Annotated in this window: 14 protein-coding genes; all 14 read left to right on the top strand. The window is 55.6% G+C overall.

Going from position 1 to position 11,833, the window contains the following annotated elements:
- Nucleotides 1-33: 33 nt before the first annotated feature.
- The 14 genes from ACK3CJ_RS04250 to ACK3CJ_RS04315 all read left to right on the top strand — a co-directional run bounded on the left by ACK3CJ_RS04250 (nucleotide 34) and on the right by ACK3CJ_RS04315 (nucleotide 11,698).
- Nucleotides 34-276: a type II toxin-antitoxin system Phd/YefM family antitoxin gene (locus ACK3CJ_RS04250; protein ID WP_151703943.1), complete on the top strand. Its 243-nt coding sequence runs from the start codon at nucleotides 34-36 to the stop codon at nucleotides 274-276.
- Entirely contained in the window at nucleotides 273-536 is a 264-nt protein-coding gene (locus tag ACK3CJ_RS04255) for a Txe/YoeB family addiction module toxin (protein WP_409525180.1), read from the top strand. Before ACK3CJ_RS04250 ends, ACK3CJ_RS04255 begins: the two co-directional genes overlap by 4 nt.
- A gap of 484 nt (nucleotides 537-1,020) precedes the next feature.
- The gene (locus ACK3CJ_RS04260; protein ID WP_409525181.1) at nucleotides 1,021-1,560 is read left to right on the top strand and encodes a transposase; all 540 of its coding nucleotides are present in this window, start codon (nucleotides 1,021-1,023) and stop codon (nucleotides 1,558-1,560) included.
- Between the two features lie 69 nt (nucleotides 1,561-1,629).
- On the top strand, nucleotides 1,630-2,370 hold the full coding sequence (locus tag ACK3CJ_RS04265; RefSeq protein ID WP_409525182.1) for a hypothetical protein: 741 nt from the start codon (nucleotides 1,630-1,632) through the stop codon (nucleotides 2,368-2,370).
- Between the two features lie 76 nt (nucleotides 2,371-2,446).
- A complete protein-coding gene (locus tag ACK3CJ_RS04270; protein WP_409525183.1) occupies nucleotides 2,447-2,692 on the top strand; it encodes a type II toxin-antitoxin system RelE family toxin in 246 nt (81 codons plus the stop codon).
- 95 nt (nucleotides 2,693-2,787) lie between these two features.
- Nucleotides 2,788-3,471, top strand: a complete 684-nt coding sequence (locus tag ACK3CJ_RS04275) for a TetR/AcrR family transcriptional regulator (protein ID WP_409525184.1) — start codon at nucleotides 2,788-2,790, stop codon at nucleotides 3,469-3,471.
- 249 nt (nucleotides 3,472-3,720) lie between these two features.
- A complete protein-coding gene (gene cofG, locus ACK3CJ_RS04280) occupies nucleotides 3,721-4,851 on the top strand; it encodes a 7,8-didemethyl-8-hydroxy-5-deazariboflavin synthase CofG (RefSeq protein WP_409525185.1) in 1,131 nt (376 codons plus the stop codon).
- A gap of 55 nt (nucleotides 4,852-4,906) precedes the next feature.
- Nucleotides 4,907-6,199, top strand: a complete 1,293-nt coding sequence (cofH, locus tag ACK3CJ_RS04285; RefSeq protein WP_409525186.1) for a 5-amino-6-(D-ribitylamino)uracil--L-tyrosine 4-hydroxyphenyl transferase CofH — start codon at nucleotides 4,907-4,909, stop codon at nucleotides 6,197-6,199.
- Nucleotides 6,196-7,302: a 2-phospho-L-lactate transferase gene (gene cofD / locus ACK3CJ_RS04290; RefSeq protein ID WP_409525187.1), complete on the top strand. Its 1,107-nt coding sequence runs from the start codon at nucleotides 6,196-6,198 to the stop codon at nucleotides 7,300-7,302. The genes cofH and cofD overlap by 4 nt, the downstream gene beginning before the upstream one ends.
- Nucleotides 7,299-7,982, top strand: a complete 684-nt coding sequence (cofC, locus tag ACK3CJ_RS04295; protein ID WP_409525188.1) for a 2-phospho-L-lactate guanylyltransferase — start codon at nucleotides 7,299-7,301, stop codon at nucleotides 7,980-7,982. The genes cofD and cofC overlap by 4 nt, the downstream gene beginning before the upstream one ends.
- Entirely contained in the window at nucleotides 7,979-8,752 is a 774-nt protein-coding gene (gene cofE, locus ACK3CJ_RS04300; RefSeq protein ID WP_409525189.1) for a coenzyme F420-0:L-glutamate ligase, read from the top strand. Before cofC ends, cofE begins: the two co-directional genes overlap by 4 nt.
- Complete coding sequence (gene npdG / locus ACK3CJ_RS04305; RefSeq protein WP_409525190.1) at nucleotides 8,749-9,417, top strand: NADPH-dependent F420 reductase; 669 nt, start codon at nucleotides 8,749-8,751, stop codon at nucleotides 9,415-9,417. Before cofE ends, npdG begins: the two co-directional genes overlap by 4 nt.
- 25 nt (nucleotides 9,418-9,442) lie before the next feature.
- On the top strand, nucleotides 9,443-10,447 hold the full coding sequence (locus ACK3CJ_RS04310; protein ID WP_409525191.1) for a TIGR03842 family LLM class F420-dependent oxidoreductase: 1,005 nt from the start codon (nucleotides 9,443-9,445) through the stop codon (nucleotides 10,445-10,447).
- Nucleotides 10,448-10,468: 21 nt separating this feature from the next.
- On the top strand, nucleotides 10,469-11,698 hold the full coding sequence (locus ACK3CJ_RS04315; protein WP_409525192.1) for a Zn-dependent hydrolase: 1,230 nt from the start codon (nucleotides 10,469-10,471) through the stop codon (nucleotides 11,696-11,698).
- Nucleotides 11,699-11,833 lie beyond the last annotated feature (135 nt).

The following is an 11,833-nucleotide window of genomic DNA, read 5'->3' on the forward strand; positions in this document are numbered from 1 at the left end:
TTGCTTAAGAGTTGAACATGCAAGAGGTATGTCATGACCGGAATCACAGTAACCGAGGCGCGCAGCAACCTTTATCGGTTGATTGATGAGACCGCCGAGTCCCACCAACCCATTGTCATCATGGGTAAGCGGAACAAAGCCGTCCTGATTTCCGAGGAAGACTGGTCTGCAATTCAGGAAACACTTTACCTGCTATCCGTGCCAGGTATGCGGGAGTCTATTCGTGAGGGGATGGACACCCCCGTGGATGAATGCGATGAGGAGTTGGACTGGTGACATGGAAGTTGGTTTACGCCAAGCAAGCCCAGAAAGATGCAAAGAAGTTGGCCTCCGGCGGCCTCAAGCCAAAAGCTCAGGAACTTTTAGCGCTGATAGCGGAAGATCCATACCGCAAGCCGCCTCCGTTTGAGAAGCTCATTGGTGATCTGTCGGGAGCCTGTTCACGCCGCATCAATATCCAGCATCGTCTGGTTTACCAAGTGCTCGAAGACGAGCGGGTGGTGAAAGTTCTCAGGCTCTGGAGTCACTACGAATAATGCATAATCAGCCGCTGTTGCCGGGCAATTTTTCTACCGCTTCGCGGCTTCAAAATTGCCGAAAAGCCTAGCGTTTAGCGAGGATGTATGGTCCCTTTTGGTCTCACAGAGTCGCAGTTCGTATCTCGTTATCGTCGAGAGCTGGATCGAGTCTCTGCAACGGTTATCGAAATACTGAGCTCATTATTTGACCGTACAGTCAATGACGACGTGCAAACTGCTCACGCCGAGGTGTTTCTAGACGAATACGGTGGGGCACCTTCGATATGGATTTACTACCTTGGAGAAAACAATAAGGTCGATCACAAAGACGAGTCACTGTTCGCAGGCCGCTCACTTGAACTTCAGTTGCCTCTCTCTGTACTGGCTGACTTTGATGAAAGATATTTCATATCGCTCGAGGACTGTGATGAGGAGTTCCCCGGTCTTACGTTGACAGGAGACACCATTAAGTCGTGGTTTGCAGAGTGCTGGTGGAAGGCTGGTGGATGGACTTACCCATTGCCCACGGCTTTGGCTGTCCATGACGGCTGGGGCGATGGCAGCGTCATTAAACTTACGGAAGCTGGTCGCTAACAAAGACAGGCACAGCGCGGCGTTATGTAACCAAGTTACCCGCAAGATCATCGGCTGGGCTCTGGACAAGAGCATGACCAATGAGTTGATCATCAGCGCGTTCAATATGGCAGTTGCCTCAAGGAATGTCAGGCCTGGTTTGATACTGCATTCTGATCGGGGTGTGCAGTACCGTTCCGGTGAATATCAACACTTATTGCACACCCGAGGTATCCGTCCTAGTATGAGCCATAAAGGCAATTGCTGGGAGAATGCAGCGATGGAATCTTTCTTTGCCAGGTTGAAGGTTGAATCCATCTACGCCGAAGATGTCACCGATAAACAGAATGCCTATTCAGTGGTGTTTGAGTACATCGAGATGTTCTACAACCGGGTGCGTCGTCATTCAACCATTGGTTACAAAAGGCCTGCAGAGTATGAAAATGAATATTATGAAAAGTGTGCCTAGAAACTTGGCTACTTTTCGTGGGTAACATCATCGGCAAGGAAAGGAGTTTAATCGGTGTGTCCAGATTCCGTGAACTCGAATCAAGCTAACCTCAAGGTGCTGTCGGGCTCTGTACAGCAAGCGTTGCAGAAAATCCTTCATCCGGAAGAGCGTGTGCTGTGGGCTGGCAAGCCGGTGCAGGGCGCGGCTTGGGGCGACATGATGCCCGCAGCAGCCGAAAGCCGGTGGGTTCGGGCAGTGTTCTTTACCATTTTGGCCACAGCTGCGCTTTGTCTGCTCGCCTTTTTCTTGTTGATTGTGGTCGGGGGATTTGTCGTGGACCTGCGGCGAGGCAAGATCGGCTCGTCTGATATCTTCTGGTTGTTGCTTTTTCTGCCCGTGATGCTCTGGATGGCATGGCAAATGCTGTTGATGGTCATCTATCCATTGTTGTCAATCCGTCAGGCCCGCAACCGCAGTTATGTGCTTACCGATCATCGAGCAGTGACGGCCCGTGAGAAATCAGGCGATGTGCAACTGGAACTGGTCGAGCTTGGCACTGTTGGAGAGCCATCGCTGGCCCGCTTGCGCAAGGACGGTGTTGGAGACGTGGTTTTTGGGGGCTTCGTCGTCCGTTGGTACACCGGCGATGGTGGAACGGACGTTGACACCCACATCGATACCGGCTTTACCGCTTGCCCGGAGGCCGAGAGAGTCATTGCTCTGTTTACCGAAGCCCGCGCTGAACGTCGCAGAACCTACGAGCGCGAGGTGATTGAAGAAATGGGTCGAGATTATCAAGGTTATCTACGCCGTACCGGGCGGCTATGAGTGTTTAGCCATAAAGAGAGTTGCCGCCCAATATCAAGTCCTGAGCCAGTGATCCTACTTCGTCTGTTATCGTTGGATGACCTATAAGCTGCGGTTTCTTCCTGCAGCTCTGAAGGAATGGGAAAAGCTTGGCGCTTCTATCAGGAGTCAATTCAAGAATAAGCTGGCAGAGCGACTGGAAAATCCCAGAGTGCCTGCGGATAAGTTAAGCGGTTACGATTCGGTGTACAAAATTAAGCTTCGTTCCGCTGGATATCGATTAGCGTACGAATTTGTGGATGACGAGTTGATTATCTATGTGCTTGCCTGTGCGGCACGCTAGATCAGGCCACTAAATGCTGCATAATCCATTTGAACCACCTCTTGTGGTATATTAGCGCGCATTGTTCAATCACTTTTCGCGGTAACTCCAGTCCGATGACGCAACGCACCAAAATCGAGCCCGAGCTCAAGCCTGCCTCAGATACTGCCAAACCGGCAGCCACCAAGCCCAAACGCCGTTCACGCGCTGTGATTGAGCAGCAGATTCTGTCTGCCGCTGAGGATGTGTTTGCGCAGTTCGGATTTCAGGGCGCTGCCATTGACGCCATCGCTGAGCGAGCAGGCATCTCCAAGCAGAACATGTTGTATTACTTCCCCTCCAAGGAAGTGCTGTATCAGCGCGTGTTGCAGAATATCGTGGATCTCTGGCTGGACAAGATGACTCTGCTGGAGCAGGCAGGGGATGAGCCCAGAACCATGATGACCAACTATATCCGTGGCAAGATCGAGCTGTCACAGGAGCATCCCAACGGCTCTAAAGTCTTTGCCAACGAGATTATCAATGGTGCGGATCGCCTCAAGGAGTATCTGCGTGATCGCCTGCTGCCTCAGCTTGAGGCCGATGTGGTGCTGATCCGGCAGTGGATAGCCGAAGGCAAGATCAACGATATCGATCCTTATCATCTGTTTTTCATGATATGGGCTTCCACCCAGACCTATGCCGATTTCTCGACCCAGATTGAGATGGTACTCGGTAAGCCTGCCCTGCAGCAGCAGGACTATGACAAGGCCAGTGAGTTTTTGATTGAGCTGGTGTTGAAAGGCACAGGCATGACCTGAAGCGAACGCACAGATACGTTACACAGAAGCCGGTTTGATACCGGCTTTTTTTATGTGTGAAAAAATGTTTGACCGATTGGTAAAAATATGGATAGTATGTATTTACCAAATGGTAAAAAATAATAAATCAGTTTGGCCAGAGTGCCGCTGAACAGAAACATCCGCCCCTCGAAAATAAACAACAGGGCACTTCGAAAAACCGTGCAGTAGGTTTTTAGATGTGTCCAATAATACGCGGGAGAGATTGCCATGTTATCCAGAGACCAGGCTATCAGCCTTGAAGGCGTCAGTGCAGATGCGCTGCAGCAACTGCGCGACCAAGCCTGCGCCCTGCGCGATCTGCACTGGGGTGATCGCATCACCTACTCGCGTAAAGTTTTCGTACCTCTGACCAACATGTGCCGCGATACCTGCGGTTACTGCACCTTCGTTAAACACCCCGACCATCCTCAAGCACGCATCATGACACCCGATCAGGTGATGGCCGTGGTGCATGAAGGTGAGCGTATGGGTTGCAAGGAGGTGCTGTTCAGCCTGGGTGAGAAGCCAGAGCTGCGTTATCCACAGGCGCGTGAGGCATTAGCGCAGTTAGGCTACACCTCGATGGTCGATTATCTGCACGACATGTGTGAGCGGGTGATCAATGAAAGCAGCCTGCTGCCACATGTTAATGCCGGTACGCTGTCATCCGAAGATATCCGCAAATTAAAACCGGTCAGTGCCAGCATGGGGATGATGCTGGAGAACGTCAGCCGTCGTCTGCTGGTCAAGGGTGAAGCGCACTATGCCTGCCCAGATAAGGTGCCGGTGCAGCGATTGCGTACGCTGGAGCGTGCCGGGCGCCAAAATGTACCTTTCACCACGGGCATCCTGATCGGTATCGGTGAGAACTGGACCGAGCGAGTCGACAGCCTGATCGCCATCAACGAGATCCATCAGCGTTATGGCCATATCCAGGAGGTGATCGTACAGAACTTCTGTGCCAAGCCCGGCACTGCGATGGCCAACTCACCCGAGCCGGATCTCGACGATATGCTGCGTACCCTGGCGGTGGCGCGGCTGCTGCTCGATCCCTCTATCAGCCTGCAGGCACCACCGAATCTTCAGCAGCGCTACAGTGCCTATCTCAACTCCGGGATCAATGACTGGGGCGGTATCTCCCCCTTGACGCTGGATCATATCAATCCTGAAAAAGCCTGGCCCCAGATCGCTCAACTTGCAACAGCCACTGCCGCCTGTGGGCACCGTCTGCAGGAGCGGCTGGCAGTCTATCCCCAGTATCAGAATCTACCGGAGCGTTACTTCCTGCCCCGTGTGGCTGAGCGGGTGGAGCAGATCGCCCGGGTCGATGGTCTGGCATCGGTGCAGTACTGCCAGTAGGTATCTAGTGGCTATCGAGCCAAGGCACACGCATACAGTTTTCAAGGAGAGCATCATGGGTATTTTCGAACAGCAACACGTTATTGCCAGAGGCCCCCGCAGTGTGGATATGCAGGCACGCCTTGGCAGTGGTATTCATGCCCGGTTGGCGCAGATCAACCCTCAAGTGAGCCATATACTGGCACGGGCGCTGGAGGGGGAAGAGATATCCGAAGCCGAGGCGGTGGTGCTGTTTAATACTCAAGGTGCTGAGCTGGATGCACTGGTCGCCACGGCCGATCTGGTTCGTCAGCAGGCGGTCGGAGATCGCGGTAGCTTTGTTATCACGCGCAATATCAACTTCACCAACGTCTGCTACATGGGCTGCAAATTCTGCGGCTTTGCCAAGCGCAAGGGCGATGCCGATGCTGAGCTGTTGTCGATGGAGGAGGTGGCCAAACGGGCGCAGGAAGCCTGGGATCGCGGCGCCAGCGAAGTCTGCATTCAGGGCGGTCTGCATCCCAATATCGATGGCAGCCACTATCGTAATATCCTCAAGGCGATCAAGCAGCAGGTGCCGGATATGCATATCCATGCCTTCTCGCCCTTTGAAATCTGGTTCGGTGCACACAAGAACAAAGTGACCACGGCTGAATTTATTCAGGACCTGATTGATCACGGCCTGGGCTCCATGCCGGGCACTGCAGCCGAGATTCTGGATGTCGAGATCCGCCAGCAGCTCACCAAAGACAAGCTGACCACTGAACAGTGGGTTGAGATCATCACCACGGCCCATCAACTCGGGCTGCCGACCACTTCGACGATCATGTATGGCCATATTGATGAGCCACGTCATTGGGCGGCGCATATTGCCCTGCTGCGCGATATTCAGAAGCGTACCGGCGGCTTTACTGAGTTTGTGCCGCTGGGCTTTGTGCATTACGAGTCGCCGCTCTTCACCGAACAGAAGAGCAATCAGATGCTGGTACGCCCCGGCCCGACGGCGGAAGAGAATATCCGTATGCATGCGGTTTCGCGTCTGATGCTGAACGGCTGGATCGACAATATTCAGGCTTCCTGGGTCAAGCTGGGGCCGGATTATGCCCGCCAGATGCTGCGCGCTGGCGCCAACGATCTGGGTGGCACATTGATGAACGAGAGCATTTCCCGCTCCTCCGGTGGCAAGCATGGTCAGGAGATAGTGCCTGACGATATGGTGCGCATGATCCGTCAGGCGGGTCTGACGCCTTACCGTCGCGGCACGCTGTATCAGACGCTGGAAAACTTCGACCTGGCTGAGGTATCAGTCGCTCAGTCGACTCAGTGCGGCTATCAGCTGATTGCGACCAGCGCAGGAGGTGCGGCATGAATGCTCAGACACAGATATCGGGCCAGATATCGGGTCAGATATCGGACCTCCCGAAACAGCCGCTGCGCATCACGTTACTGGCGGGTGGTGTCGGCGGCGCGAAGATGGCGGAAGGGCTGATGCATAGCCATTACTGCAATAGCCATTATTGCAACAGTCATTTTTGTAACAGCAATGAAAGTCAGAATAGCAACCCGCTCAAGATCATCGGTAATGTCGCGGATGATCAGACCTTTCATGGCCTGTGGGTGTCACCCGATATCGACACCCTGATCTACACCCTGGCAGATATGATCGATCGTGATAAGGGCTGGGGCCTGGCCGGTGATACGGACCATACGCTAAAAGCGCTGAATCGGCTGGGGCGTGAGACCTGGATGTTGCTCGGTGATCAGGATTTTGCCACGCATATCTATCGCACTGAGCAGCGCGCCTTGGGTGTACGGCCCAGCGAGATCGCTGCCAATATCGCCCGCCAACTGGGTGTGAAGGCCGAGATACTGCTGCCGACCGATGATGTGATTCAGAGCTGGGTCAGTACCGACAAGGGCTGGCTCGATTTTCAGGATTACTTTGTGCGTGAGCGCTGCGAGCCAGCCGTTAAAAGCTTCACTGTGATCGGCGCCGACAACGCTACACCGACACCGGAAGCGCTCAGGGCGATTGCCGAAGCCGATCTGCTGGTGCTGGCACCGAGCAATCCGATCGCCAGTATCGGCGCCATTCTGGCGGTGCCCGGTATCCGACAGGCGGTGCTGGATACCAGCGCTTATCGTATCGCTGTCTCGCCACTGATCCAGGGCGAAACCGTCAAGGGTCCTGCCGACAAGATGATGCAGGCATCCGGGTTCAGTGCGGATGTGCTCGGGGTTGCCGACTGCTATCAAGGACTGATCGATGGCATGTTGATCGATCAGTTGGATCGTGATGCGATCAGCCATCTGCAGGCACGAGGACTGGATGTGCTGGCAACCGATACGCTGATGCAGTCGCGTCAGAGCAAGATCCGCGTGGCAGAAACACTGGTGCAGTTTTATCTCAGCCACTGCCAGAGCCATTGTGGTCAGCGCTTAACCGAGTCACGGCAAGAGGGTGTGTCATGAGCACCTGCATCGTGATTCCGATGAAGGCACCTGCGTCTGCCAAGCGACGTTTGTCAGGGGTGCTGAGTGGGGCCCAGCGTGAAGCGGTTGCGCTTGCGCTGTACCGGCAGACCCTGACCTTTTTTGCCCGTCATTTCAGCGAGACGCCAGTGCTGGTGGTCAGTGCATCGCAACAGATAGCCGATATCGCGGTGAGCCATGGCGCACATGTGCTACTGGAACCTGTTTTGACTGACGCTGAACGAACCTTGCTGCTGGCTGGTGACAAGGAGGCAGGACTCAACCATGCCGTTACTCTGGCTGCGCACTGGTGTCGTGACCAGGGCTTCGAGTCTCAATTGCTGCTGCCGGCTGATATTGCAGAGCTGAATGTTGCCGAGATTCGTCATCTGCTGAACGCCGCGGGTGAGATGCCATCAGTGGTTGTCTGTCCTGCCCATGATGGCGGCACCAATGCGCTGCTGACTTCTCCACCGGGAGTGATCCCTTTTCGTTTCGGCAAACAATCCAGTCGGGCACATCTGGCCGAGGCGCACCAGCGAGCCATCCCGGCGCGATTGCTGACACTGGCTCAACTGACGCGTGATATCGACACACCGGATGATCTGCGCCACTGGCAAGGCTGCCTGACAGCGATCCCGGCACCTGCCATCACTTCACCAGCGAGGCTTAACGGATGAACGGACAGATCACATTACAGACCCTCCCGGGCATCCCCGATATTCATCCCGGTGATGATCTGGTGGAAACCCTGCTGGCCGCACTGGATCGTGGCCGCATCACGCTGGGAGACGGCGACATTCTGGTGATCGCACATAAGGTGGTGTCCAAGGCGGAAGGGCGGATCGTCAATCTGGCTGATGTCACTCCGTCGGAGCAGGCACTGCAACTGAGCGACACGCTGAGCAAGGACCCGCGCAAGATCGAGGTGATCCTGTCCGAATCGCGCCGTGTGGTGCGTGCCGTGAAACGGCCTGGGCAAGAGGAGGGCACGCTGATCGCCGAGCATCGGCTGGGCTTTATCTGCGCTAATGCCGCGGTGGATGAATCCAATGTCGATATGCCGGGGCATGTGATTCTGCTGCCGATCGATCCTGATGCCAGTGCCCGTCGTCTTTGCGAGGGTCTGGAGCAGGCCAGTGGCAAACGGCTTGGCGTCGTGATTACCGACACCTTCGGCAGACCCTGGCGCATGGGGTTGGTGAATGTTGCGATCGGGCTGGCCAGGGTGCCGAGCAAAATTGATCTGGCCGGTGAATCCGATGCCTATGGTCGCGAGCTGAAAGTGACCGTGCCGGCACTGGCCGATGAGCTGGCTGCCGCATCCGGTTTGCTGATGAGCAAGGAGGGCAAGGTGCCCGCATTGATTTTTAAAGGGGTTGAGTGGACGCCGGACAACAGTTCTGCCCTCGACCTGATCAGACCCCAACTGGAGGATTTATTCAGATGACAATCGCAATTCTTGGCGGTACCGGCCCTCAGGGCAAGGGGTTGGCCCTGCGCTTTGCAGCGGCTGGCGTGGATGTGGTGCTCGGCTCACGCGATGCTGAGCGCGCAGCAGAGATCGCCACCGAACTGAACCAGCAGATCCCCGGCGCAACCGGCATTATCACTGGCACCGATAATGAGGGGGCAGTGGCTGCCGCCGAGCGAATGGTGATTCTCGCCGTGCCCTACGCTGCCCACAACGCCACGCTGGAAGCGATCCGCAGCCAGCTCAGCGGCAAGATTCTGGTGGATATCGTGGTGCCACTGAAGCAGGGCGACCCGAAACTGGTGGATATGCCGCCCGAAGGCTCTGCCACCGAAGCCGCTCAGGCGCTACTGGGTGATGAGATCCCGGTGATCGGAGCGCTGCATAACGTCTCGGCCACCACCTTGAGTCAGCTCGATCATTCGATCAACTGCGACATCCTGGTCTGCGGCAATGATCTGGCGGCACGTGAAGAGGTGATCACACTGATCGAGAAACTGGATGTGAAAGCCTACAACGCAGGCCCTGCACAGAGTGCGCGCTGCATCGAGGCGATTACCCCGATTCTGATCCGGATCAATATCTCCAAAAAAGTCCCGTTTACCCATGCAGGCATACGGATTGCACCACCGAATCAATAAAAACAACTGTTCAGGAGTAAGCACAATGGAATTTGGAATTACCTTCAAGGGCTTTGTCAGCCCGTCTCGCGCCCGTAATCTGGTTCGTCAGGCTGAAGAAGCCGGCTTCACCCACTGCTGGTTCTACGACTCGCACGTGCTCTGGCGTGAGTGCTATCCCGCCATCGCCATGTGCATGGAGCACACAAAGAAGATGAAGTTCGGCCCCTGTGTCACCAACCCCAATTCGCGGGACTGGTCCGTTGCCGCCAGCCTGTTTGCCAGCCTCGCGTTGCAGAGTGAAGGGCGCTTTGTGGTAGGCCTCGGTCGTGGCGACAGTGCCATGCGCGTGATGGGCAAAAAACCCGCCACCTTGGCGCGTGTCGCCGAGTTCACTCAGAAGGTGAAGGCAATGGTGCGCGGTGAAGAGGTGCAGTATGGCGAAAGCCCGGAAGCGGTCAAATTCCCCTGGGCAAACGGCTACGAGCTGCCGGTGCATATCGGTGCCTATGGCCCGATGGCACTGAAAACGGCCGGTGAAGTGGGCGATGGCGTGATTCTGCAGATCGCAGAGCCTGCGCTGGTGAAATGGTTTGCCGATCAGGCGATTGATGCAGGTAAGGAAGCAGGACGTGATATGTCTAACTTCCAGGTGATCGCTGCGGCACCTGCCTTTACCGGTGATATGGATAAATGTCTGGAAGCAACCAAATGGTTCCCGGCGATGGTCGGCAACCATGTGGCCGATATCGTTGAGAAATACGGTGCCCACAGCGGCCTGGTGCCGGAGAGTCTGACCGCCTATATCGAACAGCGTAAAGGTTATGACTATTCCAAGCATGGTCAGAGCGATAACCCCTATCTGGACTTTATCACCGACGAGATTGTTGAAAGCTTCTGCGTCCTCGGCGGTATCGATGCTCATATCGCCAAACTGCTGGAGCTGGAAAAAGCCGGTACCACTCAGTTCAACATCTATCTGGATAATGGCGACGAAGAGCGGATCATTGCCGACTATGGCAACAAGATCATCCCGCATTTTTCACGCTGAAATCGATAGCAGGAGAGAGACATGAGCAAAATAACTGTTAATGGCGAACGCCTGTGGGATTCCATCATGGAGATGGGACAGATCGGAGCCACCCCGAAAGGGGGTGTTTGCCGTCTGGCACTGACCGATCTGGATAAGCAGGGGCGCGATCTGTTTGTCAGCTGGTGCAAGGAGGCCGGCTGCAGTATCCGTGTCGATAAGATGGGTAACATCTTTGCCCGCCGCGCAGGTCGTGACGACAGCCTGCCGCCGGTGGTGATGGGCAGCCATCTGGATACACAGCCGACGGGCGGCAAGTTTGATGGGATCTACGGTGTGCTGTCCGGCTTGGAGGTGATCCGTACCCTTAATGACCACAAGGTGGAGACCGATGCGCCGATTGAGGCTTCCGTCTGGACCAATGAAGAGGGATCGCGCTTCCCACCAGCCATGGTCGCTTCCGGCGTGTTCGCGGGTGTGTTTGATCTGGAGTATGGCCTGAGCCGTGCCGATCTGGATGGCAAGACCATGGGCGAAGAGCTGGCGCGTATCGGTTATGCCGGCGAGGATGACGTGGGCGGGCGTCCGTTCAAGGCGTTCTTCGAGGCACATATCGAGCAGGGCCCGATTCTGGAAGATGAAGGGATCACCATCGGCGTTGTCACTGATGCGCAGGGCCAGCGCTGGTATGAAGTGACCCTGACCGGTCAGGAAGCGCATGCCGGCCCAACCCCGATGGCACGCCGTAAGGATGCGCTGGTCGGTGCTGCGCGCATCATCAGTGCTGTGAACGAGATAGGCCTGCGCCATGCACCGCTGGCCTGCGCCACCGTTGGTCTGCTCAATGTGCACCCCAACTCACGCAACGTCATCCCTGGTCAGGTGTTCTTCACTATCGACTTCCGCCACCCGGATGACAAGGTCCTGTCGGCAATGGACCACGAACTGCGTGAGATCTGCGAAAGCGTTGCCAATGATGTCGGGCTGGAGATGGCATTCGAGCAGATCTGGTACTCACCCCCGGTGCATTTCAACGAGTCCTGCGTTAATTCCGTGCGCGATGCGGCTATCGCTGCGGGACTCAGTCACCGTGACATTGTCAGCGGCGCCGGACACGACGCTTGCTACATCTCACGCGTTGCCCCGACGGCGATGGTGTTTGTCCCCTGCGAAAACGGCATCAGCCACAACGAGATAGAAAACGCCGATCCAGCGCATCTGGAAGCCGGCTGCAACGTTCTGCTGCAGGCGGTGCTTAACCAGGCGGGCTGATCGGTTCCCTGTTACATCCATGACCCTCCCTTTTCTCCTTCCATTCCTGATGCTGCTGGAGATGGAAGGAGTTCTTTTACTGAAAATTTCTTTGCGCATATGTGACACATATATTAAGTTTAACGAGCAGTTAAG

Origin of the sequence: Nitrincola salilacus (genome assembly GCF_046271865.1) — a bacterium.
Lineage (GTDB): Bacteria > Pseudomonadota > Gammaproteobacteria > Pseudomonadales > Balneatricaceae > Nitrincola > Nitrincola salilacus.